Source organism: Virgibacillus sp. NKC19-3, assembly GCF_019837165.1.
GTDB classification, from domain to species: domain Bacteria; phylum Bacillota; class Bacilli; order Bacillales; family Amphibacillaceae; genus Virgibacillus_L; species Virgibacillus_L saliphilus.
Window position 1 is genome coordinate 1162678 of the sequence record NZ_JAGYHC010000001.1, and the last position, 25854, is coordinate 1188531.

Genomic DNA, 25854 nt, shown 5'->3' on the forward strand with positions numbered 1-25854 from the left:
TAAGTCGTAATAATTACGATTGGAGGAGGCTAATTGTGAGTAAAATATATGATGTCATAATTGTCGGAGCTGGTCCTTCCGGAATTGGTGTTGCAGCTATACTGAAGCAAATGAATGCCTCTTTTCTGGTTTTGGAAAAAGAGGAGGTAGGAGCTTCCTTTTTGCACTGGCCGGAGGAAATGCGGTTTATTACCCCTTCTTTTCCGGCACAGGGATTTGGACAAACGGATTTAAATGCAATCGTTCCGAAAACTTCGCCAGCTTATACACTTGATATGGAGCATCCTACTGGATCTGCTTACGCGAAATACCTGAATGTAGTGGCTGAGCATTTTGCTATTCCTGTTAAAAAAGGAGTTCAAGTGAACCATGTAAACAAAAAGGATTCCATTTTTTCCATAGAGACATTCGCAGGCACTTACCAGAGCCGCTATGTGGTTTGGGCAGCTGGTCAGCATCAATATCCCAATTTAAGGCCTTTTCCTGGAGCAGATATTGCTATTCATAATAGTCAGATTTCATCATGGGCGGAGCTGAATGGAAATGATTTTATCGTTGTCGGAGGATATGAAAGTGGCATGGATGCTGCTTATCAATTAGGAAAGCTTGGTAAAAAGGCTACTGTCATTGCTAGGACAAATACATGGGAACTGGATAACAGTGATCCGAGTATTGCCTTGTCCGTCTATACTTATAATAGGGTACGCCATTTATTTGATTCGAATTTACTAACTGTTGCGGGCAATACAGCAGTAACCCAAATCGAAGCAAATGCATCCGGATATGATGTGTATACAACGGACGGAGGAGTATATTTTACTCCGGAAAAACCTATTCTAGCAACCGGTTTTGAGGGGAGTACCACCCTAATCGAAAACTTGGTCACACGCGGTGAGCATAATGAAGTACTTGTGAATGAGAAGGATGAATCGCTTGCAACTCCTGGTCTGTTTCTGGCAGGACCAGAACTGCGGCATGATGATCATATTTTTTGTTACATTTATAAATTCCGCCAGCGTTATGCAGTCATAGCTGAAACAATCGGCTGGGATTTAAGCTTAGATTTATCTATTTTAGAAATGTATAAGCAGGAAAACTTTTATTTAAATGATCTGTCAGCGTGCGGAGAAATGTGCCAATGCTAGAGCGTACCCAAGCCGTTCCATCTATTCAGGATGAAGTATTGCTGATAGGTAATGAGTCGGTTGGAAAATCCGGTCTGTTTCGTCAGTTAACTGGTGATAAAAGTGCAATTGCCAAAAATGTAAAAGGATCAACGATTTCTGCTTTACAAGCTTCTTGCAAATTACAACCCAATATCTATTTAACAGACTTGCCCGGACTTCAATTTGATATGGACAGTCAAAGCACACAAGTTACTTTAGACCATTTCCAAGCTGAAAAGCCGATTCTATTAGTCGTGAAAGCAACCAATCTGAAAGAAGAATTAATAGAGATGCAAGCGGAATTACATTTGAAGGGAAAAAAGGTTGCGATTGCTGCAACCCATCGGGATAAATATCTGCCTTCTCAGGCTGAACAAAATCGGATCAGGGGATTATTACAGGTTCCAATCGTCTGGATTAATACGAGAAAGATGGAGGAAGCAGAACAAGAGAAAGTCATTACTTGTATTGAACAAGCATCCATTTGGGGAGTGGCAAAAAGCATTCTCAACTTTCTTCCATCCTCGTCAACCGATAATGTGAATCAATTAATCCCGATATTCCGTTTGCCAATAGCAGGACCACTATTGGCCTGTTTCTTTATTTTTACCATGTTTGCCCTTCCGGTACTTGGCACTTTTTTATTTGTCAGCTGGTTGGAGCCGATAATAGAGCAATATTTGCTTGATCCACTTATTTTATGGGTGGATCAGGCTCCTTCTTTTCTAGCTGAGGTGATCATAGGTGATTACGGGTTAATTACTTTGGGCTCCTATTCGTTTCTATGGGCTTTTCCTGTTGTTCTGTTGATTAGCATCATGACAAGCTTGACAGAGGAAACGGGCATACAGGAGCATGTAACGCATGCGCTGGATCCATGGCTTCGTAAGATTGGTTTAACCGGAAGGGATTTACTTCCTGTGATTACGGGGTTCGGCTGTAATGTTGTCGCTGTTTTTCAGAGCAGAGGCTGTAGCAGTTGTACACGTACAGCTTGCGTTTCCCTGATTGCATTCGGTTCAGCATGCAGTTATCAAATCGGAGCTACGCTGTCTATCTTTAATGCAGCTCATGTTCCACTTTTATTTATTCCTTATGTATTTACTTTATTTATCGTCGGGGCGATTCACACAAGAATTTGGAACCGGGATGGGGCACATGAACTGACACGTATTGCGCCGCTTCCTTATATCCAAAAAATAAACTGTCAGGCAATTACCTGGAAAGTTGCCAGGTCAATTAAACAATTTTTACTGCAAGCCATGCCGATATTTTTAGTTATCTGTCTGGTTGCATCCCTGCTCCAAGCAATCGGTTTATTATCTATTTTCAGCTGGCTAGCGATGCCGGTATTGTATCTGTTTTCCTTACCTGTAGAGGCAGCACCAGGCTTGATTTTTTCTTTTATCAGAAAGGATGGCCTGCTTGTTTTAAATGAAGGACAGGGAAATGTATTAATGGACATGTCACTTAGTCAGATTTTTATTCTTGTTTACCTGGCATCTACGCTTTCTGCCTGTTTGGTGACATTATTTACGATCGGTAAGGAATTTGGCTGGAAAGTTTCCTTATCTATCGGAGGAAAGCAAATGTTAACAAGTGTTGTGAGTGCAGCGTTTCTTGCTGCTGGTTTATATTTTATAAATTAAAAGGAGGACAAACAAATGAAAAGGATTCCTGTTACAGTATTAAGCGGCTATTTAGGAGCCGGTAAAACAACGTTATTAAACCATGTCTTACATAACCGGGAGGGGTTAAAGGTGGCGGTTATCGTCAATGACATGAGTGAAGTTAATATTGATAGTGAACTGGTGCAAGCGCAGGGCGGTTTTTCACGTACTGAAGAGAAGCTGGTTGAAATGTCTAACGGATGTATTTGCTGTACACTGCGGGAAGATTTATTAGTGGAGGTTGAAAAGCTGGTGAGAAAAGGGGAGGTCGATTATATCTTGATTGAGTCCTCTGGCATCAGTGAGCCGATTCCAGTCGCTCAAACATTTTCTTATGTCAATGAAGCCATGGAGATTGATTTAGCGGAATATTGCCGTTTGGATACGATGGTCACCGTTGTGGATGCGAAACGCTTCTGGCATGATTTTGGTTCAGGTGATTCACTGCTTGACAGAAAGCAGGCTGTCAGCGACGTTGACGAACGAAATATTGCCGATTTACTAATTGATCAAATTGAATTCTGCAATGTACTTATTCTTAATAAAACCGACTTGGTTAAAGAGGAAGATTTGCAGAAGCTGGAGCAGGTGATTCGTAAATTACAGCCGGAAGCGAAAATCATCCGTACGCAGCACACGAATATAGATCCAAAAGAAATAGTAAACACGAAACTATTCGATTTCATAAAGGCCAGCGAATCAGCTGGCTGGTTAAAGGAATTGGACGAAGGAATCGAAAATCATACACCGGAAACGGAGGAGTATGGGATTGGCTCATTTGTATATCATTCCAGATTACCTTTTCATACGGAGCGATTGGTAAGCTGGTATCAGGATTTGCCTGAAGAGATTGTCCGCATGAAAGGAGTAATTTGGTGTGCAACGCATCATGATTTAGCGTTATTACTGTCACAGGCAGGCCCTTCCGTGGATGTGGAACCATTAGCTTATTGGGTTGCTTCTTTGCCAAAAAAACAGCAAAAAGAAATAGTAGAAAATACTCCGGAAGTCAGAGCGTCTTGGGATCCGGAATTCGGAGACCGTCATACGAAGATCGTTTTTATCGGAATGGATTTAGACCGTAAACAGATAACAGATGATTTGGAACATTGCCTGCTGAGTGAATTGGAAATGAGTGAGGACTGGTCGAGTTTCACAAACCCATTTCCTTGGCGATTATCTTAAGAAGGGAGTTGCAAACAGATGATTTTATCCGGACAAACGATCAAACAATTGGTATATGGCAGTGAGATGACTATTACGCCTTTTCAGGAATTAAGTATTCAGCCGGCATCTATTGATTTACGGTTAGGGAAGGAGTTTTTAGTTGTTGATGACATAACCACGCCTTATTTGTCCATGGATGAGCCGGCAAATTATCAGGAAATAGAGGTAGCAGACAAGGAAACGATAACGATCCCGCCTCAATCCTTTATGTTGGGAACCACCTTGGAACAAATCAGTTTACCTAATCATTTAACTGCCTTTGTGGAAGGAAGGAGCTCTATAGGCAGGCTTGGCGTCTTTATCCAAAATGCCGGCTGGATTGATCCGGGCTTTTCCGGACAAGTTACCTTGGAATTGTTTAATGCGAATCGTGTGTCTGTGAAGCTCTATGCCGATATGCGCGTGTGTCAGTTGGTTATCGCAAAGGTGGATCAGGTAACAGAAGGATATAATGGGAAGTATTTGTTCCAAAAAGGGGCCACGCCGAGCCGTGTGTATATGGATCGTGAAAGAAGGGAGAAGGAAGAATGAATAGAAGAATTCCAGTAACGGTTTTGAGCGGATTTTTAGGAGCGGGAAAAACATCGATGCTTAATCATCTACTTCAAAATCAACAAGGGCTGAAAATAGCGATTATTGTTAATGACATGAGTGAAATTAATGTCGATGCTAAATTGGTAATGGAAGGCGGCTTTGTTCGAACAGAAGAAAATATGGTAGAGATGACAAATGGCTGCATATGCTGCACATTACGGGAAGATCTCATCATGGAGTTGGGGAAATTAGCTAAGCTCGACATTGATTATGTGTTAATTGAGTCTAGCGGGGTTTCGGAACCGATTCCGGTCGCCCAGAGTTTTCTATACGGGGATGAGGAATTAGGAATCGATTTAAATACGCATTTCCAGCTTGATACGATGGTGACAGTTATCGATGGACTCCAGTTTTGGGAGGATTATCAGTCACAAGATTTGTTAGTAGACCGGAACATGCATGTTTCCGATGATGATGAAAGAGGGATTGTTGATTTGCTGGTGGATCAAATTGAATTTGCCAATGTCATCGTTTTAAATAAAACAGATAAGATATCGAACGAAAAGGCAGCGGAATTAAAGCATTTGTTGTTTACGTTAAATCCTGAAGCTGACATTGTTTCGACAAACTATGGGAAAATCGATCCTTTGCACGTATTGCAAACGAACCAATTTAACTTTGAAAAAGCAAGTCAGGGGGCCGGATGGCTGAAAGAATTGAATGAAGAGCATATACCGGAATCAGAAGCGTATGGCATCAGTTCCTTTGTCTATCGGAGTAGAAAGCCATTTCATCCAGGTCGATTACAACAATGGCTGGAGGACTGGCCGAAGGAAATTCTCCGATCTAAAGGCTTCTTTTGGTTAGTTACAAGAAATGATGTAGCTGGATTCCTATCTCAAGCTGGGTCTATGATAACGTTAGAAGGTGCTGGCAGGTGGTTGGCTAGTTATTCGGCGGCGGAACAGGAAGCTTTAAGAGTGCAGGATCCTGCTTTGTTTGAAGACTGGGATGAAGTGGAGGGAGATCGGATGACAGAGCTTGTCTTTATCGGCGTTAACATGGATAAGGAACCTATTATATATTCATTAAATCAATGCTTAGTGACGGAAGAAGAAAAGAAAAAGCCAATGGTTTCTTTTGAAGATACCTTACCGCCATTCGTGATGGAATAAATGGATTTAGATAAGCTTTTATTGGCAAAATCTCTTATTGCGGACGTTACAATATACAAATGCCTCCAGTATATTCAAATCAAGATATGCTGGAGGCTTGGTATGTAATATGAAGCTTCTTCTTCACGAATTATAGTTTTCAATATTATACCGAATTTGATCTAAAAATTTATTTGCAGCATTGGAGAAGACTTGATGTTTTTTCCAGATAATATTTAAACCTGCTGTTAATTTAGGATTTAAGGGTTTAAAACAAAGCTGGCTATTGCCTGAGGTATTGATTAATTTATCGATGCACAAAGCATATCCGAGACCTTCTTCCACCATTCGTGCGGCGTTATAAAGCAAGTTATAGGTTCCGGCAATATTCAAATCTGTAATATTTTGTCCGAACCATCCGGATAACTCATTGTCGACCGTTGTTTGACGGGAAATAATTAATGGTTTATCTTTTACATCTTCTGGTTGAATAGAAGACTTATGAGCCAAAGGACTGTTCTTTCGCATTAATACGCCCCAAACATCTTTGGCTGGTAACTGCATATAATCATATTTTTGTTTATCCGTTGGTTCAATGATAATACCGAAGTCCAATAGTCCACTATTCAATTTATCCGTAACATCATCTGCATTTCCACTGTATAAATGAAATTGAATAGCTGGATGTTCTTCTCGTAAATCTTTTAATGTTTTAGCAATAAAATGCATGGCTTCGGTTTCACCGCCGCCGATGTATATTTCACCACTAACTATTTCTGCTGGTCGGTTAAAATTTGCTTCTGTCTTATCGACTAATCCCACAATTTCCTTTGCCTTTGCTAGTAAAAACGTTCCTTCTTCTGTTAAGGTAATTTTTCGATTTCCCCTAATGAATAAGGATGTTCCTAATTCGGCTTCCAAATCACTTAATTGTCTCGATAATGTCGGTTGGGATATATATAAATAGTCTGCGGCTGCAGAGATATTTTGTTCATTGGCAACGGCAATGAAGTAGCGCAATAAGCGGATTTCCATCATAAAACCTCCCATGCCTATTATATATATGAACCTGCTTCATATAAGTATCTGATAATTGTATTGTATCATTTTATAAAATTTTATGTTGATTAGCAAAGGGAATGAAATAGGATAACAATTGAGTTTCTATCAAACAATGATATGCCTTTTAAGCATCGTTGATTATTCAGTATAGGTATTTGATATTTGAATAGGGGTAGCTTATGATGTGAATAACCACGTAAATGACAAAAAGGGAGCGTTTCATGATGGCAGTTATCAAGACCAACTAGAATCCCATTGCAATGGCTATAACCAAAAGGAGGATTCCAATGATATGGAGAATCGATATGTAGTAATAACCGTAAGGTCATTTAAAACAGGAGATATCTGATAATTTACGAGGAGGAAAACGCATGCAAAAACCATATGTTATTATCCATACACATACATCCATTGATGGGAATTTGGATATAATGGATTTACAAGAATTTGAAGAAGCGAGCCGACAATATCAAGAACTTTCACTGGATCCTGAAAAACAGCAATTTGGAATACAAGGTTACCTGAACGGTAAAACGACAACTGAAGACAATATAACCCATTACAAAAAACCAGAGTTCGATGAAAATGCAAGCCCGGTTCCTGAAGGAGATTATGTGGCTGACCCCGACGCGCCGATGTATTATTTAGCCATCGATACACGAGGAGAATTAGCCTTTGAGGAGAATACTTTTGGCTATGGCGGTGTCTCTTCTCATATTGTCGTTGTCTTAACGGAGCGAGTGCCAAACGCTTATAAAGATTTTCTCAGAAAGAAAAAAATATCCTATATCATCGCAGGATTTGATCAAATTGATTATGATGTGATGCTAGATAAGTTCTATAATCGCTTCCATATTAAGCGAATGATGGTTGGAGGAGGCGGAACACTCAACTGGTCTATGGTTCAAAACGGACTGGTTGATGAAGTCAGCGTCATCTTGGCTCCGATCGCAAATGCTGATCCAGATGGTCATCGTTTCTTCGTCGCGAAAGAACCATATTCCAGTACAAAAGAAACAGCCTTTGAACTTAAATCTGTTGAAGAATTGGAATACGGCACATTATGGATTTGCTATTCTGTAAAAAATGACAGTCGATGACTGCTAAAAAGTATGCCAGTAGAGTAGAATTTCAATTCTTTTTCTCCATAAATGGCTGGTAATACTGAAATAATAATTGTAGAAATAGAAAGAAGTGTAACAATAATTAATGAAGAATTCGAAAGGTTTACTTATATTTATTCTAGCAGTTGGTGTATTTGGTATTATCAATACCGAAATGGGAGTTATTGGCATACTCCCGGATTTAGCAGATTATTTTAATGTCAGTGTATCGACTGCCGGTTTGCTGGTAAGTCTTTTCGCATTAGCGATAGCTATTGCCGGACCGACCATGCCGTTAATATTTTCTGGTATGAATCGAAAAAATGTCATGCTAATGGTATTGATTATTTTTGTTATTGGAAACGTTATTTCCGTTTTTACAACTAACTTTACGGTAGCTTTGATTGCACGTGTGATACCGGCCTTTTTCCATCCGCTTTATGTCTCCATGTCATTATCGGTTGCGGGCGCTTCCGTTAGCGAAAAGGAAGCACCAAAAGCAATCTCTAAAGTATTTATAGGTGTTTCTGCCGGGATGGTTTTAGGGGTTCCGATTGTCAGTATTATTGCTGATGCAATTTCTGTTCAAGCAGCAATGTCCTTTTTCGCCATCGTTAATATTTTCACATTGATTGCGACGATTTTTTTGGTTCCATCCATGCCAGTTACAGAAAAGCTTTCTTATGGTTCGCAGTTGAAAATATTAACAAAAGGAGTTACCTGGCTCTCGATTTTGGCGGTTCTGCTTATCAATGCAGCTATTTTCGGCGTTTACAGTTATCTCGCTGAATATTTAAGTGCTGTAACCAATATGTCATCCAGTTTAATTAGTATTATGCTACTGGTTTATGGGGTGGCAAATATTTTAGGAAATATTATTGCAGGAAGGCTGCTTTCTAATAGCCCTATCCGCACGGTAACGATTTTTCCTATTGCGTTAATGGCGCTGTATCTTATCTTTTACCCTGTAGCCGAATTGACCATTCCTACTGCTATTATAATTTTGGCGTGGGGGATATTAGGAGGAATTGGGGCAAACATCAACCAGTATTGGATTATGTCTGCGGCTCCGCAAGCTCCGGATTTCGCAAATGGTTTATTCCTGACATCTGTTAACCTGGGTACAACAATTGGGACATCTATAGCAGGAATGATTATATCGCAAATTGGAACAAGAGAAATCCTATTTGTAGGTGCTGTTGCATTAATTATCAGTTTTGTCTTTATAATACTTCGGAATAGGGTATATAAAGCTGTCGAACAGGAATGATTATTCTGTATTTCAAATGGAGGCTTTGCCGTAATCGAGACAGAAAAATAGCTGCACTTCCTATACAACATAATAAAGTACAGCTTATTTTTCTACGAATCAAAAACGGTATTTCCTATTTTGTTGTCTTTATGAACATTTTCCGTTCCTGCTTCGAGCGCTACTTTGTAATAATGACATTTATGATCGATGAGAGCCATTGTATTTTTTAATTCTTCCATTTGTTTTTCTACAACTGCTTTTTGCTCGATAAATAAGTCATATCTTTGTTGCAAGGTAGCGTCTCCAATAGAACACCATTCAATAAAGGTTTTAATATCCTTGATAGACATTCCGCTGGATTTCAGGCATTGAATAACATGTAGTAACTCTATATCTGATTCTTTAAATACACGAGTTCCGTTATCGGTGCGTTCCACAAAAGGAATGAGCCCTTCTTTATCATAATAACGTAAGGTGGAGAGAGTAAGGTTTAATTTTTTAGCTACTTCTCCAATGGAATAAGTCATTTTATCTCCTCTTTTCAAATATAAACCTAAAGTTAACTTTAGAATTGGAAGAAGTTTATCATAATGATTTATGAGTGTCAAAATGAATTACCCAAAAATAGACTCAAATGATTTGACCTAAAGTCAGGTTGATGGGGTAACATTATTTCCAACAAAAGGAGGAGGTATAGAGGGTTTCATGTAAATTCATACGAACTTATGGTAACACACAAAATTAAAATAGCTATTCTTACCATGCTAATATGACTTCAAAGATGATATTGGTATCGTTGAATCAAAATGAACAAACCTATGAACATAACGTTGCTTCTATCTTTGCCATTGTTTTGAAACGTATAAATATATAACGAGAGGAGAAATGTGAATGATGAAAATAAGATCAGGACTTCTAATTGGCTTCCTTTTCCTGATTGGATGCTCTACAAATGATGATCAGCCTGCTACAACGAACAATGAAAATCCATCTAATAATGAAGAAGATTCACAAGAAGAATTAGTACTCCCTATAGAAGGTCTAGAAGTTATTGCGGAAGATTTAGATGTCCCGTGGTCTATTGAAAAGTCAGAAGATACCTTTTATTTAACGGAAAGAACCGGCAGTATTGTCCAAGTAGAAGATGGGGAAGCAGAATGGCAAGATGTAGAGCTAGAGCATGAAGTATCCACAGCTTCCGAGGCGGGATTACTTGGTTTTGTGCTGGCTCCTGATTTTTCTGAATCAAATCAAGCTTATGCGTACTATACGTATGAAAGCAATGAAGGACAGTTTAACCGTGTTGTAACACTTCAGTTAGAAGACAATATATGGAGTGAGGAAAGTGTACTTCTTGATGACATCCCTAGTGGTACCTATCATCATGGGGGAAGGCTTAAAATAGGACCGGACGGGTTACTCTATGCAACAGCAGGAGATGCGTCTGAACGTGAAATAGCGCAAGATCTTGATTCATTAGGCGGTAAAATTCTTAGAATGAACTTAGATGGATCGATACCAGAGGATAATCCATTTCCAGACTCTTATGTCTATAGTTATGGACACCGCAATGCCCAAGGGATTACTTGGTCACCCGACGATACAATGTATGCCAGTGAACATGGGGATAACGCCAACGATGAAGTGAACGTGATTGAAGCTGGTGAAAACTATGGCTGGCCGATTATTGAAGGGGAAGAAGAACAAGAAGGAATGGTTGTTCCTTTATTCACTTCTGGGAATGAAGAAACATGGGCGCCATCTGGAATGGCATATGACGATGATAAATTATATGTTGCAGCATTAAGAGGATCAGCTGTATTAGAATTTGATTTGGAAACAGGAGATTATCGTGAAGTAATACGTGATCTTGGAAGAATTCGAGATGTGCGGGTTGAGGATAACTATCTTTATTTTGTAAGTAATAATGGAGATGGCAGAGGTACTCCGGAAAATAGTGATGATAGGCTTTATCGAATTGCGCTTTCAGATTTAGAATAAATGACACTCCAAACTATCAAAATAAAATAGACTTTCTAATAATATGTGAAAAGCTGGAGGGGACAAACGATGAAAAAAGTGAAAATTGCCGGAAGAGAAGTGTTTCCTATCGGTTTAGGTACGTTGAATATGGGGGACAAGTCAAATGAATGTGATCAGGAAATAAAAGCCATACAGACCGGTCTGGATTATGGAGCCCAAGTCATTGATACAGCAGAAATGTACGGGAGCGGGAATTCCGAACGTTTAGTAGCTCAAGCTATAAAACCTTATCTTCAAAATCGGGAGGATTTGTTTCTTATTTCCAAAGTTCTTCCTTCCAACGCTTCCCAAAAACAATTGCCAATTAGTTTGGATGCCAGTTTAAAAAGATTAAATGTGGACTATCTGGATCTATACTTGCTGCACTGGCAAGTCAACATCCCGCTTCAAGAAACGGTGGAAGCACTAGAAAAGGCTAAAAATCAAGGCAAGATTAAAGCATGGGGCGTATCTAATTTAGATACAGATGATATTGAAAAAATACGGACATTTCCAGAGGGCGGAAATTGTGCAGCAAATCAAGTACGTTACAATTTGGCAGATCGGGGAATCGAATATGACCTGGTCCCATTAATGAACAAACAAGAAATGCCAGTTATTGCTTATGCCCCAGTTGATCGACATAATAGCTCCGGCACCCAATTAACAGAGCAAAACGTTTTAAAGGAAATTGCCGAAAAGCATCAAGCTGATATTTTTCAAATTTTATTAGCTTGGAGTATTCGAAATGGAAAAACCATTGCTATTCCGCAATCTAGTAACCCTGCACATGTATTAAATAATGTAAAGGCGGCAGAAATTCCATTAACCCAGCAAGATCTTGAGCAAATAGACAACGCCTTTCCAAAACCTACCTCGAAGCAACCGCTTGCGCTGTGGTGAGCTTGATATAATTTGAAAGCCTATTTTAAAACTGTCCTTTGTTCAAGACTGTTGCCTTTATAAATCTTCAATATCGTATTCGGAATAGCCCTCATAATAGTAGCTGACGTCAATTCCTTGCATGAATGTTTCTCTGTCATTCATTTTTTGGTTAAAGCTTCTTTCAAGATATGTTTTATTTCAATATCTTTTACTGGACTGCGCTCCATAGCCATTAGATAATCTTTTTTATCTACCAAGTTCCAGTCAATAACCCTTTGAATACCAGACTTCAGCATTAAATCGAGCCAAATCCTAGTGCTTCTGCCGTTTCCCTCACGGAATGGGTGAGCAACGTTCATTTCCACATATTTCTCGATAATCTCATCAAAGGAATGTTGGGGCATCTGGTCTATATAATCCAAAGAAGGCTTTAGATACATAACAGGAGCAAATCGAAAATCTTTCTTAGCAATATTCACATCTCGAATCATGCCAGCAAATTCATAAATGTCTTCAAAAAGATATTGATGAATTTCGCTTAGTCCTTTAAACGTGCCTACTTCAATAGAATGAATATCACCAGAGTCAAAGAGTTGCCTTGCTTTTTGTTTAGAAATCTTCTCTTCCATGCGGTTGAGTTCAACTTGGTTAGTAATACCAAGCTTATTTTTTAGGATTGTCACATTAACACTCCTTTTCATTTACTGTATCAATATATTTTCAACGTATGGTTTTTTCTATGTTAGAATTCGTCTATAAATTAAGTATATCATAGGTATGGAGGTATTCTAACGGTTAATTGAAAAATAGATGACACTTTGTTAGTTGAGCCGTCGGATATCGTAACTTCCGGAGAGGATTAAATTCAAAAACCATACCGTTAACACTATTTTGTAGAATGGAGATCGAAACGGTAAATACTTCTTGTTGACTTAAAGCTACCTTTACGTGATAAAGTAAGAACATACTATCACATTAGAAATTATTTCAAGAATGCCATACATGAGTAGATGTTTTCATTTACCTTGGTTAGAAATAAAAGCTGTGAAAGGAAGAGATTAAAATGATATTGACATTGATTATATTACTGATGTTAGTTATTGGCTTTGTTATTGGATTGAGGAAGGGATTGGTTTTACAAGTCGTTCATTTTACCGGATTTCTTGTTGCGCTTGCAGGTGCCTTTTTCTATTTTAATGATGTTGCGCTGCACTTAAGATGGATTCCTTCTCCTGGTTCGGCAGAAGGTAATATTGAAAATATCTATTATCAAGTCATTGCTTTTCTGATTTTGTTTTTCGGTATACGAATTTTATGGAGCATCCTTGGTTCAACGCTCGATTTCCTAGCAAATTTGCCTTTAATAGGCATTGTAAATCGTTGGCTTGGTGGAGCATTTGGTTTCTTGAAAGTGTATCTCATCACTTTTCTATTTTTAAATCTTGTTGCTTTTACTCCTATTGTCTCTGTACAACAAGCTGTTTCAGATTCTACACTGGCACAGAAAATGGTTCAGGATACGCCCGTTCTTTCTGAAAAAATAAATGAACTATAAATCATATTTCTGGTTGGCGAATGATAACGTGGTATAGCAAAACTGGTGATATAAGGTAAACTTTATTAGGGAATACAATATGTTAGTAAAGATATACCAAAATGTACGTCAATCAGATTTTAGCGTATATTTGCAGTCCGCCATTTACAGCATTTGTAGAAAACATTGGCTTATAGTATATTTATCCTCATGTTTTAGTATCAATTATTGATTGAACCATAATGATTAAATAAATAATCGTAAATAATACGTCCATTTAATTGAGAATCGTTATCACTTGTTGTATAGTAGTTAGTAAGCGGTATATCATGAATTAAGGAGGATCTATAATGCAAATATACTGGACGAAAATAAATAAGATTATTGAAGAGGCACCTGAAATTAAAACATACATGCTCGATTGTCCGGAAGGCTTTACATGGGAAGAAGGTTCCCATACCCATTTTGCGCTGGAAGGGTTTAATGCCGGAGATAAACCAAACCGTAGTCTGATTCGCCACATGTCAATCACCACGTTACCATATGAAAATTCAATCGGTATTACAACGCGTATCAGAGAACAGTGCTCTGAGTTTAAAACTCTTTTACAAAATCTGGAAGTCGGTAATGAAGTCGCCATATTTAAAACGCATTCGAATGTACCCCTTAAAAGAGAAGATAAAAATGTTTATCTACTGTCATCAGGAGTTGGTTTGGCAACATTCAGACCACTTGTGCTGGATTATTTCGAGCGTGGGAACAATGTCAATCAAATGCATTCCCTGAACATCGATTCATCCAAGGATTTCTTATTTACTCATATTTTTGAATCAGTACCTGATAAGAAATTCACATCACAGTTCGTTGATAATCGTAAAGACTACTATCAAGAAGTGAGAAATCTTGCAACAGATAAGAATGGACTCTTCTATGTTGTTGGCAGTGACGAATTCCTCATGCAGAACATTGAAGTATTGAATGAACAGGGCATCAATTCCGAACAGATTATGCTCGATAAGCATGAACAAGAACGGCCTGCGTTTTTATCATTGGATTTGTCCATTTAGACTGATGGCTTCTTATGTCAGAGGGTGAGTCAACTTCTTGGCATACCTATATAGATTTCGCTTGTCACCTATACCAAACAGGAGACACTTTACACGCAAGTTTCAAGTGTCTCCTGTTTGGTTTTATTCGTCCTATTAACGTTTAAAACGAAGCTTTATAAAATAGATTGCAACTTCCTTTCATCCAAATCTCTACGCAATTTCCGCCGGGCTTCTTTCCCCCAACTCTTCACAGCCTCAACTGAAACATCCTCCTGCTCGGCAATCTGCTTAACCGGCATGGTCTCAATAATGTAGTACTTTACCCATTTCCATTGATTTTCTGTCAACCGCCCTCGTATTTCCTGCCAAAATTCCGCATCGTATAGCGTACGATCTGATTCGGCTACTTTCATTACCGGATAAGTGGCACCACCGTTTCGATAATAATTGCCATCATCAACCTGAGTCTTCTTTGCTTGCAGGTAATGCTTCACATTTTCCTGTTGTTTATTTTGTTTGCGCATCAAATCGATCATACGATTGCGAATCGTATAGTTAAAGTATGTCGCCATTGGTCCTTTGTCCGGTTGATATTTCTCATACGCATTCCACATTGCAACTAGTCCTTCCGTGTAAAACTCTTGATGTGTGTCTCTAATATTCAGTTTGTGAATATGGTAATGAATTCTCCGTTCATTCTGCTTGAAAATCTCTTCGAACGTTACATTGTCTTTATCCATTTATAATATCTCCCCTCGTCTAAAAAGCAATGCTTCATAGAACTCTCTTTTTCATTACTATCGTAGCGAAAATCGGTATGGTGGCATGAAAATGGCGTTTTTTTCATGTGACCTTCTGGGGGTCTATTAACAATAGTAATATAGCCTGATTATAGAACAAATGTTCCTGTTTGTAAAGCGTTTGCTATCATATTTTTAGCACGATTGTTCGGTTTTCTTTTTTCTGCAAGTGATGAGGAGGATTGTTTATATCATATTGCATCATGATAAGCTTTTTAGATAGGGGCGTTCAGATTGATAACTTCACAGTGAAGGTGGCTACTTGCATAATGAAACAATAGGAATAAACCTTTCATGTAAATGAGAGATTTCTTTTGATATAATAACGTTTAACAAAATGGTAGAAATAGTGGCTATAAAATGAGCCATTTTGTTAGAATGTTAAAAAATAACAAACAGAATGAAAGAGAATATATAGAAGGGGGCAAATGCTTCCATCTAATTCAAGTAATCTTGAAAATGAAATGATTTTGTAACAAAGAGGTACATACTTCATCCGAGTTCGCTTGATGGCCTTATCATTAACGTTATCCTAACGAAGAAGGTGTTTGCTATTCATATCGAAAATAATAATAAACATAAGCGCAATATCGTTATCATTGCTTTAGTTACCGCTTGCTGTCTGCTTGGCGATTCCATGCTTTATATTGCGCTTCCGATTTATTGGAGAGAGGCTGGCTTGGATGGGATTTGGCAAGTGGGTGTGCTACTTGCTGTTAATCGGTTTGTTCGTTTACCGCTAAATCCCCTCGTTGGCTGGATGTATGAAAGAATCCCCTTGAAAAAGGGGCTATTATTTGCTGTTATTCTTAGCGTGATTACAACTGCGGGTTATGGATTGGCCACGGGTTTTTTGGCGTGGTTGATCCTTCGTTGTTTATGGGGACTTGCTTGGGCGTTTTTGCGTATTGGCGGATTATCGACCGTGGCTGTTCACGGTGACCCTCATAAGCAAGGGGAAGCGATGGGCTTATATAATGGTCTTCATCGATTGGGAAGTCTTGTGGGCATGCTTGTCGGCGGTGTATTGACGCCGTTTTTAGGACTAACCTGGATATCCCTGTCATTTGGTCTTGTTTCCGGTATTGGCGTGGTTTTATTAGGTGTATTCTTTCAAGGTGAAACGCTCTTATCAAAATCAAGGTCGAAGGGAAGAAAGAAAAGCATTCTTGGGCTTGATATATTAAAGCATCATGTGCTTATCATGAGCAGTGGTTTCTTTATTACGTTTATCATACAAGGGGTACTTATGGCAACGTTATCCTCCCTGATCATTTATCATTATGGGGAAGAGGTAAAAGTGCTGAATGTTATTATTGCTGCTTCTGCTCTTTCAGGAGGGCTGCAAGCATTACGATGGATGTGGGAGCCTTTTTTAGCGACGAAGGTTGGTCTTTGGTCGGATGGCTCAAAAGGGAGGAAGCCATTTTTAATCGGATCCTTACTTGTGGGAAGTGTAAGCTTTCCACTATTAGCCTTTTCCTTCTTCCCTTTGATTTGGATCCTCATTACAATAGGTGCTTTGTTGACGTCTACAGCATTAACAACGCTCATTGATGCAATAGCTGCTGATCATTCACAGAAAGCTGGAGCCGTTCGCTTCTTCACCTATTATACAGTAGTTCAGGATATGGGAGCAGCCTGTGGCCCTTTTATTGGCTACCTCTTGCTATCATTCACATTTGGCTATGAAATACTCTATATCGGATGCGCCACACTCCTCGTCGTATTAGCAGTAAGTTGGAGCGTTCGCGGGACACGGGGACAGGAACAGCGTCCCATTTAAACCGTTGCTTGGGACAAGGGACCTGTCCCTTTGTCCTAAAAGAGGAAGTGTCTGTCAAATTTCCCTCTTGACTTGAAATGGATTTCATAAATTACATTAAAAATAAGCAGTTATTCAAGCAAAGGGAGAGGGAGAAAATGAACAGACCAATGAAACTGGAATCTGATGAAAAGATAGTGTCATGTCTGGAAGGATTGTTTGAAATTTTTGATGGAATACAAAATGTCTATTTTGGGAATTTGATTTTAACGAATAAGCGGTTGTACCTAGTTAGTAATAAACAAATAAATATTGAGAAATCTTTTTGGTTTTCAAAAGCAAGGATAGATATGGCATCTTCCGTATTGATTGTGGGAGAGAGCGATGAGAGCAGTATTAAGGTGAAATGGATTTATAAAGGAAACTTTCATCATTTTACACAGGCTTTTCAGAAATTAAGTGCTTAAGAAGTTTCTGTAAAAATTCGTTCATTATAGGAGTTTGGTTATGGCAAATATTAATGATATTGCAAAGTTAGCGGGAGTTTCTGTTTCTACCGTTTCCAGAGTTCTTAATAATCACAAATATGTTTCCGATGAAAAAAGAGAGGCAGTCTTAAAAGTAATGGAGGAGAAGAAGTACACACCGAATAAGAATGCAATTGATTTAATTCGTGGGAAAACGAAAACGATCGGAGTCATTCTTCCATACAACAACAATCCGGCTTTTGATCAACTACTAAATGGTATTCTGAATAAAGCTTTGGAAAATGATTTTTTGATAACCATGCTTCCGTCAAAATATGACCAAGAAAAAGAATTGGAATACCTGGAGAAATTAAAAAGCAAGCTATTTGACGGGATCATTATTACATCAAGGGCGAATGACTGGGAAACCATTATCCCTTATAGCGCGTTTGGACCAATCGTATCTTGTGAATATGTACAGCATCATGAAATTGGTTGTTCCTACACAGAACGTTATTCCTCTTTTCTAGATACCTTTCAATTGCTAAAAAATAAGGGACATCATGCAGTCGCTTTTACAACAGCCAGAATAGATAGCAACAGTACAAAGAAAATCATACAAGCGTATCGCGAAGTTTTTGGTGAGATTCCACCCGGTTATCATATTTCCAATTGTCAATGTTTAGAAGATGGATGTGACGCGGGCAAACAATTTTTGCGATTGTCGGAAAGGCCGACTGCGATTTATGCAAATGGAGATGAAGTAGCCAGTGGAGTATATTTGAATGTAAAAGCGAAGAAATGGGGTATTCCTAAGGATTTAGCGATTATTGGTCAAGAAAATCAGTCTGTTGGAATTGGTTTAGGGCTGACAACAGTAGATCATCAGCTGACAAAAATCGGCGAGCAAGCTTGCAGTTTAATTATAAAGAAATCGAATAAAAAAGTGGAAATCCCCTATCGAATTATTGAGCGAGATTCTGTTTGAACAGGGACAAAGCAGGGATAAGCTCCTTATCCCATTTAAGGCTGCTTGGGACAAGGAACCTGTCCCTGTGTCCCCCTGTCCCTGTGTCCCCCGAAATATGGGCTTTTTCGTTGGCAGTAGAAATGATAAAAACTTTCTTCCTCCATAAGTGTGGGAGGGAGGCCAAAGAAAAGAGAATGGAAAGCATATGATTTCCATCCTCCGTCATTTACTCTCGCAATCCGTTTGATACGCGTTCGCCGAGTTCACGGGAAGCAAGAGAAAAGTATTCGAGTGCCTTGGCTTGATAGTCTCGTCGTATTCCTGTCAGGGCGGAGACAAGATTGGCGACAAGGTGAGATTTTCCTGTTTGCGATAACGATTGATAGAAATCGCCTGCTTGTGAAAAATCATCTTGCTTTTCTATATCCGAACGCACGAGTTTCCCTTCTACATATCTGCCTTCCCCACTTGTTTGCAAATCGCTTGGCTGCCAATTTTTTTGTGCATTCACTGGCACGTTGCGAAATTCCGGGCCGATGCGATAACGCTGCGAATCCCAATATACATTTGCTCGCCCTTGTAGTATCTTATCATCAGACAGTTCTGCACCATCTAATAAGTTCGATGGGGAGAATGCAATCTTCTCCACTTGCTCCATATAGTTGTCAGGATTGCGATTGAGCACCATCTTTCCGACCGGGTGGAAAGGATACATCTCTTCATCCCACACTTTTGTGTCGTCGAGGGGATTGAATGGAAGCCGTTCTGCATCTCCCGGATCCATCATTTGTACATACAGCCCGTATTCTACCACTTCTCCGCTCGCGATTGTTTGGAAGAGATCTTCACCGGCATAATCGGGGTTCATTGCCGCAAGTTTTGCTGCCTCCTTGCTTGTAATATATTCCACGCCATCAAATGGAAGCCACTGATATTTAATGTAATAACGTTTCCCTTCTGCATTTCGCCACACGTATGTACTGACACTGTGACCGGGGATGTGTCGGAAACTTTTGACCGTGCCGTGATCTGAAAAGAGACGCACGATAAAGTGAGTAGCATCGGGCGTGCTGGCGACAAACCTCCAAAGCAGGTTCGGATCCATTAGGTTGTTCCGTGGTGATGGGGATAATGCTGCGATACTTTCTGGAAAACGCATAGCATCGCGCAATAAAAAGACGGGGAGATGGTTGCAAATAAGGTCGAAGATCCCGTCGTCTGTATAGAACTTCGTAGCAAACCCACGAATATTGCGCGATGTATCCGGCGTACCTTTATTGCTTGCCCCAAGCGAAAAACGGACTGCAACAGGAACCGTTTGACCGGCTTGCTGCAGAAAGGGGAGTTTGGTGTATCGGCTCATGCTATTTAACGTTTCGAAATAACCGAAAGCGCCAAACCCTTTTACATGTAAAGGCCGTTCCACGATTTTCTCGTGAAGGAAGGTTTCCAGTTTTTCATGGAAGATGTTATCTTGCTCCAGCATCGGGCCATCCTTGCCAACCGTTTGTGTATAAGACGGTGCTGGATTATCCGATTGTTGATGTTGGCGAACAGAATGCATATTTTCCTTTGCTGCCGCTGTTTTCCGAACGGGAATGCGTTTCCCTTGCTGAGGATGTTGATTGTTATCGCTCATTATTTCCTCCTTATGAAAAATTGATCTACATTATATGGTTATGAACAACGCTTGTTCCAATATGCATGAGGGACGGAGGGACAGGAACATCGTCCCATTTAAAGCGTTGTTTGGGACAAGGGAACTGTCCCCAAGTCCCTCTTACGAATTAGTAGATTCTCCGCCATCTACATGTAGTACTTGCCCGGTTACTAATCGTGAATCATCCGAGGCGAGATAGACAAATGTTGGTGCCAGTTCAAAGGGTTGACCTACGCGATTGAATAGATTCGGTCCATGTAGCGCGTTGACGTCGGAGGAGAAACTAGCGGGAATAAGCGGTGTCCATATTCTTCCTGGGGCGATAGCATTTACCCGGATGCCTTTGTCAACAAGGCTTTTTGCCAATGATCGTGTCCATCCAACGATAGCGCCTTTGGTTGCAGAATAATCGATTAATAGCGGCTCACCTGCGTAAGTGACCACAGAAGTAGTTCCGATGATGGAACTTCCAGCTTTTAAATGGGGTAAAGCGGCTCTGGTTGTATAAAAGTGCGCGTAGACATTGACTTTAAACGTATTATCAAACTGTTCATCTGTTATATCTATTAAATTATTTTGTTGAAATTGGATTCCTACATGATTGCATAGCACATCTAATTGGCCAAATGTATGCATGGTCTGTTCTACAATGGTTTTACATTGTTGTTTTTCTTTTAAATCACCGGGCAGTAAAAGACATTGCCCGCCAAGCTCCTCTATCCTATCTTTGGTGCGTCTTGCATCTTGATGCTCATCTAAGTAAGCAATGGCAACATTGGCGCCTTCTTTCGCAAAGGCAATAGCTGCTGCCGCTCCCATACCGCTATCTCCACCAGTGATTAAAGCTACTTTGTCCTTTAGTTTTCCGCTGCCTTTGTAGTTGGGATTTTCGATGATTGGTTTCGGAACCATGAAATCTTCATGTCCAGGTTGCCTAAGCTGACGTTGTTCAGGATTACTTAGAGGAACCTCTTCATATTTGGTTATGCTTCCATAGTTTGGATAAAGGGGGTATGGATCTGTTTGCTGATTGTCCGCAAACCATTTTTGGTATGCACGTATTTCTTGTAATTCTTCTTCTGTTGGCATTTGTTTGCCATTCTTATCTGTGTCACGCTCGTCACGCAAATGTAAAACCTCCCATTGGTCGTTTATCCTATGTACCATATGACTAGGCGAAAGCGTATGTGCATGTCTCAACAACTTACTGCCATAGACTTGCTCCAAATCAAATATGGATACGTAGGATACTAAAAAAGGAGGTGACAGCATTGCAAGTAGAATTTAACCCTTCTATAAAATGGCTTTTAATCCATCAATCCGATCAAAAAGTACGCATGGAATATCTACAATATAACTGGATGATGCCAGCCATTGCGAAACGACCACCATATTATACGAACCCCCGCTATGAACCATACTATCCGCTTATTTAAAAGGGACATAGGGACAGGAACATTGTCCCTTTTTAAAGCTTTGTTTTGGGACAAGGAACCTGTCCCCATGTCCCTATTGACCCTCACACCATGTCATACTTTATTATGGTTATAACGTAGTAACTTGGGAGGGGAATGATGATGAAAATAGGTGAGTTATCATCAAAAACTGGCGTTAGTATTCGGTCCATTCGATATTATGAGGAGAAGAAATTAATTGATCCGGAGCGATTGGAAAATGGATATCGTGTATATACCGAAAAGGATGTGGAGCGTGTTAAAGCAGTCCAACTTTTTTTAGAATTAGGTTTAAATGCGGATGAGATTTTTCCTGTTATGTCCTGTGAATCTTTTCATCCGATAGATCATAACTCTGATTGTGCTTCTACGGCACTTTCTCTTTATAGCGAAAAATTGGAGAAAACGCGGGTGCAAATAAATCATTTACAGGAGGCTGAAAGAGAATTAGAAAATGTCATTGATTTTTGGACCAATGTAGAAAACCAAGGTAAGGGCGGTGACTCCAAAAAATGAATTACCGTATTTTCATTTTGGTCATAGGTACTTTTATAATTGGTACAGATGATTTTGTTATTGCTGGTTTATTACCTCATATTTCGAATGATATGAATGTTACGATTGCTGCGGCAGGTCAGTTGGTTACGGCATTTGCCATTGCTTATGCTGTAGGGGCTCCCATTTTTGGGACGCTAACGATGAATTTGCCATTGAAAACACTTTTAGTCGTATCTATGTTAGTATTCGCCATTGCAAATGCACTTTCTGCAGTTGTCAGTTCGCTTGAAATGCTCTTTCTTACCAGAATTCTAGCTGCTTTAGCTGCTGCTATATTTACACCTTTAGCAATGACTGCTTCTGCTAATTTGGCATCTGATAAAATGAGGGGGAAAGCATTGTCAGTTATATTAGCGGGAATAACAATCGGATTAGTTCTAGGCGCACCTATTGGAACATGGATTGGAAATGCGGCTAATTGGCGTTACTCCTTTGTTTTTGTAGCAGTGGTTTCTTTCATTACTGTTATAGGTGTTTCCGTATTCCTGCCTAAAATGGAAAGAGAAGCAGAACTAACGATTAGGGAAAGGTTAAAAGGCTTTAATAAGCTAATTTTATTAACATTATGTGTCAACATTATTGGAACCACTGGTGGTTTCATGACCTATACATATATCGCTCCTATCATTACAGGGATTACGAATGTAGAAAATATCAGCGTTTTTCTTATGTTGTTTGGCATTGGTGCACTGTTTGGAAATTTAGTTGGGGGTTATTTTACGGACAAGATTGGTGCTGCGAAAACATTAAAGCTATCACTTGGAGGTTTCGCCGTGTTATTAGCAGCATTCTCACTCCTGTCACTGTTACCCCCGTCTGTATTTGCTATTGTTATGGTTTCCATTGTGGCAATATTGTGGGGAATTCCTGGTTTCGGTATGAACCCGGCTCTTAATTCATTTCTCATCGCTTTGAACCCAAAACAGGCCCAAATGGTTTTATCATTCAGTGCTTCCGCTCTTTATACAGGGATTGGACTAGGTGCATTTGTGGGAGGAGGCATCATCAATGTAAGTTCTGTCAATTATGTAGGAATCGGAAGTGGCATATTCGTTCTAATTGCATTAGTACTATTCACCTTTGTTCATAGAGCTGCCAGTAAGAAATAGCTGGTGGGACATAGGGACAGGTTCATTGTCCCATTAAAGCTTTGCTTGGGAAGGGGGACAATGGACCTGTCCCCTATGTCCCTGACGTTATTAAAACTTCAATGATATTCGTCGGTTCTAGCTTGTTGTTATCAATACGGATATACCTATTTGTATAATCAATGGTATCCACATGGCCTTTAATGTGCTTGAATTCGCCGCTTATATAATATTTCACATCCACTAACAAATGATCTTTTTGGGCTAGTGTTAGCTTAAAGTTAATTTCTTCTAATTGTTGTTCGTCTAATGCAGGTTTCTCTTCTAAATAATACTCCCTCTGAACTTCTTTTAGCATTTTGATGTGCTCCGGTAACATCATGGCAGACCATTTTTTAGACCCTCTGTCATCCATTATGCACTTAAACCCCCATCCGTTTTTCGTACTGCTAGTATATTCTCAAATGTAAACATTCTTAACCGTTTACGGGAATAGCAATAAGCTAGCATATGCGCATTGTGTATCTCCACAACTCTTACAAAACGCTGTGTCACTTTTCCATTGGCAGCAAGATAAATCATTTCTAACGTTGCTTTTTCTTTAATCGTATGGTTAAACAACTTCATCTGATCACCGCTCCTATATAGAAACTTTTGTTCTATTTTATCACAAAATAAGGAACGTATGTACTGTTATTTTTTAACATTGTTATTATATGCATTTCTGTTTATAATAAGAACTAATGTTCCTTTTGATGAGGTGATTGCATTGAATTATTCGAACTATCCCAGGCATGATGTTTTATGTATAGATGTGCGCTCTTTTTACGCTAGTGTTGAAGCTGTACGGCTCGGTTATGATCCAATGAAAGTACTATTGGCTGTCGTCGGTGACCCCAATCGCTCTGGTAGTATTGTGCTAGCAGCTTCACCTGCACTTAAAAAAAGATATCGATTAAGCAATGTGAGTCGTTTTTATGAGATCCCGGATGACCCTGAAATAGTGATTGTAAAAGCGCGTATGGGCGATTATTTAAAAAAATCCGTTGAAATTACAAAAATGCTTTTACATTATGTACCAATTGAGGCTTTGCATCAATATTCCGTTGATGAGGTTTGGATTACAGTAGATGGACTAAAGGGTTTATTTGGAGATCGTTTGGAGATTGCTAAGATGATCAAACGTGATATATATCGTCAATTTGGCCTCGTGTGTTCCATCGGCATAGGAGATAATAAGTTTTTAGCGAAGGTTGTCATGGACCTTTATGCAAAAAAATCGGGGATTGCAATATGTCGTTATGAAGATGTCGAAAAGAAATTATGGCCAGTCTCAATAGGCGAAATATGGGGGATTGGCTCCCGAATGGAAAAGAACTTGAATAGATTTGGTATTTATCAGCTTGAACAATTAGCTCATTTTCCGCTTGCACGATTGAAAAATCACTATGGCGTTATGGGCGAGCAATTATATTGGCATGCGTGGGGGATAGATTTAAGTCCAGTCGAAGGTGATTTTTTCACAAATGAGCAGAAAAATTTTGGCAATGGAATTGCATTGCTCCGTGATTACAGTGGAAAAGAGGCAGAAACGTGTATCTTAGACTTAACGGAAGAGGTATGCAGGCGGGCTCGTACAGCCGGAAAGGCCGGTCGCACGGTACACTTATCTATTGTATATTCTCGTGAGACAGGAGGTGGATTTTCCCGGTCCAAAACAATCGATTACCCGACCAATGTAACGATGGATGTATATGATGTTTGCTTAGCGTTGTTTCATGATTTTTATGATGGATATAGCTATATCCGCCATATCAATGTATCCCTTGGCAAGCTGAGTGATGCGAATGCTGCTGAAGTACAATTATCTCTTTTTGATGACAAGTCTAAACAAAACGATATTGGCTACGTGATGGATAAAATTCGTGATAAATATGGCCCGACAGCGATACTTCGTGCTTCCAGTTATACAAAAGCAGGCGTAACATTAGATCGCAGCAAAAAAATAGGCGGTCATTATGCTTAAATCCTGATGTCTGGCTTGTTAAAGGTTCCCCGTTAGATATTGATGAAAAAGAACTTCCATAAAATCGGAAGTTCTTTTTGCTCAATGAAGTGTTGTGTTTTTATACTACTTAATCAATCTCCTTTCTCGGCCAAATAAAGTATGAGATAGTGATAATGAGGTCAATACCTAATGCAAATATCCATAGTTGTAACATCTAATCTACTTTTCATGATAAAATTATTTATACTATGATCTTTTTTCATAACGTTTACTGCGCGTTGAATACCATTTTTGTACTATTTAACTGTGATATGGCCTGAGATTGTTTTAACGTTAATTTCAAAACTTCCTTTACCTGAGATACCCTCCATCTCTTTGCCATTTTGTGATTCATCCGATGAAATAGGGATATTTATCATTTCAATG

General features: G+C 39.4%; 26 protein-coding genes and 1 pseudogene. 19 read left to right on the forward strand and 8 right to left on the reverse strand.

Going from position 1 to position 25854, the window contains the following annotated elements; translation table 11 throughout:
* The first annotated feature begins 35 nt into the window (after positions 1–35).
* From KFZ56_RS05735 to KFZ56_RS05755, 5 genes are read left to right on the forward strand one after another with little or no spacing between them, the layout of a single operon-like run.
* Positions 36–1145: an NAD(P)/FAD-dependent oxidoreductase gene (locus KFZ56_RS05735; RefSeq protein WP_222640848.1), complete on the forward strand. Its 1110-nt coding sequence runs from the start codon at positions 36–38 to the stop codon at positions 1143–1145.
* Positions 1139–2815, forward strand: a complete 1677-nt coding sequence (locus tag KFZ56_RS05740) for a nucleoside recognition domain-containing protein (protein ID WP_222640849.1) — start codon at positions 1139–1141, stop codon at positions 2813–2815. Before KFZ56_RS05735 ends, KFZ56_RS05740 begins: the two co-directional genes overlap by 7 nt.
* Before the next feature lie 15 nt (positions 2816–2830).
* Entirely contained in the window at positions 2831–4021 is a 1191-nt protein-coding gene (locus tag KFZ56_RS05745; RefSeq protein WP_222640851.1) for a GTP-binding protein, read from the forward strand.
* Between the two features lie 18 nt (positions 4022–4039).
* Positions 4040–4594, forward strand: coding sequence for a dCTP deaminase (gene dcd, locus KFZ56_RS05750; protein ID WP_222640853.1), 555 nt, complete (start codon positions 4040–4042; stop codon positions 4592–4594).
* Positions 4591–5772 (forward strand): GTP-binding protein, encoded by a 1182-nt coding sequence (locus KFZ56_RS05755; protein ID WP_222640855.1) that lies wholly within the window; start codon positions 4591–4593, stop codon positions 5770–5772. The genes dcd and KFZ56_RS05755 overlap by 4 nt, the downstream gene beginning before the upstream one ends.
* Positions 5773–5895: 123 nt before the next feature.
* On the opposite strand, the gene KFZ56_RS05760 is transcribed toward KFZ56_RS05755, so the two are convergent.
* Positions 5896–6786 carry a LysR family transcriptional regulator gene (locus KFZ56_RS05760; protein ID WP_222640857.1) on the reverse strand — a complete coding sequence of 297 codons (891 nt, stop codon included), beginning with the start codon at positions 6784–6786 and terminating at the stop codon, positions 5896–5898.
* Between the two features lie 211 nt (positions 6787–6997).
* Here KFZ56_RS05760 and KFZ56_RS05765 point away from each other — a divergent pair, with 211 nt between their 5' ends.
* The 3 genes from KFZ56_RS05765 to KFZ56_RS05775 all read left to right on the forward strand — a co-directional run bounded on the left by KFZ56_RS05765 (position 6998) and on the right by KFZ56_RS05775 (position 9186).
* Positions 6998–7162, forward strand: a complete 165-nt coding sequence (locus tag KFZ56_RS05765; RefSeq protein ID WP_222640859.1) for a hypothetical protein — start codon at positions 6998–7000, stop codon at positions 7160–7162.
* Between the two features lie 22 nt (positions 7163–7184).
* A complete protein-coding gene (locus tag KFZ56_RS05770; RefSeq protein WP_222640861.1) occupies positions 7185–7913 on the forward strand; it encodes a dihydrofolate reductase family protein in 729 nt (242 codons plus the stop codon).
* 109 nt (positions 7914–8022) lie between these two features.
* A complete protein-coding gene (locus KFZ56_RS05775; RefSeq protein WP_222640863.1) occupies positions 8023–9186 on the forward strand; it encodes an MFS transporter in 1164 nt (387 codons plus the stop codon).
* A 92-nt stretch (positions 9187–9278) separates the two neighbouring features.
* Here the strand turns inward: KFZ56_RS05775 and KFZ56_RS05780 are convergent, their stop codons facing one another.
* The gene (locus KFZ56_RS05780; RefSeq protein WP_222640865.1) at positions 9279–9695 is read right to left on the reverse strand and encodes a MerR family transcriptional regulator; all 417 of its coding nucleotides are present in this window, start codon (positions 9693–9695) and stop codon (positions 9279–9281) included.
* A 364-nt stretch (positions 9696–10059) separates the two neighbouring features.
* Between KFZ56_RS05780 and KFZ56_RS05785 the strand changes: the two genes are divergently transcribed.
* The gene (locus tag KFZ56_RS05785) at positions 10060–11169 is read left to right on the forward strand and encodes a PQQ-dependent sugar dehydrogenase (RefSeq protein WP_222640867.1); all 1110 of its coding nucleotides are present in this window, start codon (positions 10060–10062) and stop codon (positions 11167–11169) included.
* A 69-nt stretch (positions 11170–11238) separates the two neighbouring features.
* The gene (locus tag KFZ56_RS05790) at positions 11239–12093 is read left to right on the forward strand and encodes an aldo/keto reductase (protein ID WP_222640869.1); all 855 of its coding nucleotides are present in this window, start codon (positions 11239–11241) and stop codon (positions 12091–12093) included.
* 57 nt (positions 12094–12150) lie between these two features.
* Here KFZ56_RS05790 and fic read toward each other — a convergent pair.
* Positions 12151–12752 (reverse strand): annotated as a pseudogene (gene fic, locus KFZ56_RS05795) (protein adenylyltransferase Fic).
* 386 nt (positions 12753–13138) lie between these two features.
* Here fic and KFZ56_RS05800 point away from each other — a divergent pair.
* Positions 13139–13630, forward strand: coding sequence for a CvpA family protein (locus KFZ56_RS05800; protein ID WP_222640870.1), 492 nt, complete (start codon positions 13139–13141; stop codon positions 13628–13630).
* A 329-nt stretch (positions 13631–13959) separates the two neighbouring features.
* On the forward strand, positions 13960–14676 hold the full coding sequence (locus KFZ56_RS05805; RefSeq protein ID WP_222640871.1) for a dihydropteridine reductase: 717 nt from the start codon (positions 13960–13962) through the stop codon (positions 14674–14676).
* 155 nt (positions 14677–14831) lie between these two features.
* On the opposite strand, the gene KFZ56_RS05810 is transcribed toward KFZ56_RS05805, so the two are convergent.
* Positions 14832–15398 (reverse strand): sigma-70 family RNA polymerase sigma factor, encoded by a 567-nt coding sequence (locus KFZ56_RS05810; RefSeq protein ID WP_222640872.1) that lies wholly within the window; start codon positions 15396–15398, stop codon positions 14832–14834.
* Positions 15399–16002: 604 nt separating this feature from the next.
* On the opposite strand from KFZ56_RS05810, the gene KFZ56_RS05815 reads away from it, so the two are divergent.
* The 3 genes from KFZ56_RS05815 to KFZ56_RS05825 all read left to right on the forward strand — a co-directional run bounded on the left by KFZ56_RS05815 (position 16003) and on the right by KFZ56_RS05825 (position 18678).
* Positions 16003–17244, forward strand: a complete 1242-nt coding sequence (locus tag KFZ56_RS05815) for an MFS transporter (protein ID WP_309228258.1) — start codon at positions 16003–16005, stop codon at positions 17242–17244.
* A gap of 137 nt (positions 17245–17381) precedes the next feature.
* Positions 17382–17690, forward strand: coding sequence for a hypothetical protein (locus KFZ56_RS05820; protein WP_222640873.1), 309 nt, complete (start codon positions 17382–17384; stop codon positions 17688–17690).
* Positions 17691–17730: 40 nt separating this feature from the next.
* Positions 17731–18678, forward strand: a complete 948-nt coding sequence (locus KFZ56_RS05825) for a LacI family DNA-binding transcriptional regulator (protein WP_222640874.1) — start codon at positions 17731–17733, stop codon at positions 18676–18678.
* A 208-nt stretch (positions 18679–18886) separates the two neighbouring features.
* Here KFZ56_RS05825 and KFZ56_RS05830 read toward each other — a convergent pair whose 3' ends face one another.
* Together KFZ56_RS05830 and KFZ56_RS05835 are read right to left on the reverse strand one after the other, a co-directional pair.
* Positions 18887–20224: a catalase gene (locus tag KFZ56_RS05830; protein ID WP_255585296.1), complete on the reverse strand. Its 1338-nt coding sequence runs from the start codon at positions 20222–20224 to the stop codon at positions 18887–18889.
* Between the two features lie 216 nt (positions 20225–20440).
* Entirely contained in the window at positions 20441–21409 is a 969-nt protein-coding gene (locus KFZ56_RS05835; RefSeq protein WP_222643905.1) for an SDR family oxidoreductase, read from the reverse strand.
* A gap of 182 nt (positions 21410–21591) precedes the next feature.
* Between KFZ56_RS05835 and KFZ56_RS05840 the strand changes: the two genes are divergently transcribed.
* The 3 genes from KFZ56_RS05840 (at position 21592) to KFZ56_RS05850 (ending at position 23441) form a co-directional block, all read left to right on the forward strand.
* Positions 21592–21756 carry a hypothetical protein gene (locus tag KFZ56_RS05840; RefSeq protein ID WP_222640876.1) on the forward strand — a complete coding sequence of 55 codons (165 nt, stop codon included), beginning with the start codon at positions 21592–21594 and terminating at the stop codon, positions 21754–21756.
* A 141-nt stretch (positions 21757–21897) separates the two neighbouring features.
* Positions 21898–22290, forward strand: a complete 393-nt coding sequence (locus KFZ56_RS05845; protein ID WP_222640878.1) for a MerR family transcriptional regulator — start codon at positions 21898–21900, stop codon at positions 22288–22290.
* A complete protein-coding gene (locus tag KFZ56_RS05850) occupies positions 22287–23441 on the forward strand; it encodes an MFS transporter (protein ID WP_222640880.1) in 1155 nt (384 codons plus the stop codon). Before KFZ56_RS05845 ends, KFZ56_RS05850 begins: the two co-directional genes overlap by 4 nt.
* A 73-nt stretch (positions 23442–23514) precedes the next feature.
* Here KFZ56_RS05850 and KFZ56_RS05855 read toward each other — a convergent pair whose 3' ends face one another.
* Positions 23515–23835: a YolD-like family protein gene (locus tag KFZ56_RS05855; protein WP_222640882.1), complete on the reverse strand. Its 321-nt coding sequence runs from the start codon at positions 23833–23835 to the stop codon at positions 23515–23517.
* Positions 23835–24047, reverse strand: coding sequence for a hypothetical protein (locus KFZ56_RS05860; RefSeq protein ID WP_222640884.1), 213 nt, complete (start codon positions 24045–24047; stop codon positions 23835–23837). Before KFZ56_RS05860 ends, KFZ56_RS05855 begins: the two co-directional genes overlap by 1 nt.
* A 142-nt stretch (positions 24048–24189) precedes the next feature.
* On the opposite strand from KFZ56_RS05860, the gene KFZ56_RS05865 reads away from it, so the two are divergent.
* On the forward strand, positions 24190–25446 hold the full coding sequence (locus tag KFZ56_RS05865; RefSeq protein WP_222640886.1) for a Y-family DNA polymerase: 1257 nt from the start codon (positions 24190–24192) through the stop codon (positions 25444–25446).
* Positions 25447–25854: the final 408 nt, after the last annotated feature.

Bases quoted from the DNA above. Each gene is read 5' to 3' on its own strand.
- KFZ56_RS05820 (WP_222640873.1), top strand. From the start codon at position 17,382: ATGAACAGACCAATGAAACTGGAATCTGATGAAAAGATAGTGTCATGT.
- KFZ56_RS05770 (WP_222640861.1), top strand. From the start codon at position 7,185: ATGCAAAAACCATATGTTATTATCCATACACATACATCCATTGATGGG.
- KFZ56_RS05825 (WP_222640874.1), top strand. From the start codon at position 17,731: ATGGCAAATATTAATGATATTGCAAAGTTAGCGGGAGTTTCTGTTTCT.
- KFZ56_RS05760 (WP_222640857.1), bottom strand. From the start codon at position 6,786: ATGGAAATCCGCTTATTGCGCTACTTCATTGCCGTTGCCAATGAACAA.
- KFZ56_RS05850 (WP_222640880.1), top strand. From the start codon at position 22,287: ATGAATTACCGTATTTTCATTTTGGTCATAGGTACTTTTATAATTGGT.
- KFZ56_RS05830 (WP_255585296.1), bottom strand. From the start codon at position 20,224: ATGCATTCTGTTCGCCAACATCAACAATCGGATAATCCAGCACCGTCT.
- KFZ56_RS05780 (WP_222640865.1), bottom strand. From the start codon at position 9,695: ATGACTTATTCCATTGGAGAAGTAGCTAAAAAATTAAACCTTACTCTC.
- KFZ56_RS05775 (WP_222640863.1), top strand. From the start codon at position 8,023: ATGAAGAATTCGAAAGGTTTACTTATATTTATTCTAGCAGTTGGTGTA.
- KFZ56_RS05855 (WP_222640882.1), bottom strand. From the start codon at position 23,835: ATGGATGACAGAGGGTCTAAAAAATGGTCTGCCATGATGTTACCGGAG.
- KFZ56_RS05755 (WP_222640855.1), top strand. From the start codon at position 4,591: ATGAATAGAAGAATTCCAGTAACGGTTTTGAGCGGATTTTTAGGAGCG.
- KFZ56_RS05835 (WP_222643905.1), bottom strand. From the start codon at position 21,409: ATGCCAACAGAAGAAGAATTACAAGAAATACGTGCATACCAAAAATGG.
- KFZ56_RS05785 (WP_222640867.1), top strand. From the start codon at position 10,060: ATGATGAAAATAAGATCAGGACTTCTAATTGGCTTCCTTTTCCTGATT.
- KFZ56_RS05845 (WP_222640878.1), top strand. From the start codon at position 21,898: ATGAAAATAGGTGAGTTATCATCAAAAACTGGCGTTAGTATTCGGTCC.
- KFZ56_RS05745 (WP_222640851.1), top strand. From the start codon at position 2,831: ATGAAAAGGATTCCTGTTACAGTATTAAGCGGCTATTTAGGAGCCGGT.
- KFZ56_RS05860 (WP_222640884.1), bottom strand. From the start codon at position 24,047: ATGAAGTTGTTTAACCATACGATTAAAGAAAAAGCAACGTTAGAAATG.
- KFZ56_RS05810 (WP_222640872.1), bottom strand. From the start codon at position 15,398: ATGGATAAAGACAATGTAACGTTCGAAGAGATTTTCAAGCAGAATGAA.
- KFZ56_RS05800 (WP_222640870.1), top strand. From the start codon at position 13,139: ATGATATTGACATTGATTATATTACTGATGTTAGTTATTGGCTTTGTT.
- dcd (WP_222640853.1), top strand. From the start codon at position 4,040: ATGATTTTATCCGGACAAACGATCAAACAATTGGTATATGGCAGTGAG.
- KFZ56_RS05740 (WP_222640849.1), top strand. From the start codon at position 1,139: ATGCTAGAGCGTACCCAAGCCGTTCCATCTATTCAGGATGAAGTATTG.
- KFZ56_RS05790 (WP_222640869.1), top strand. From the start codon at position 11,239: ATGAAAAAAGTGAAAATTGCCGGAAGAGAAGTGTTTCCTATCGGTTTA.
- KFZ56_RS05805 (WP_222640871.1), top strand. From the start codon at position 13,960: ATGCAAATATACTGGACGAAAATAAATAAGATTATTGAAGAGGCACCT.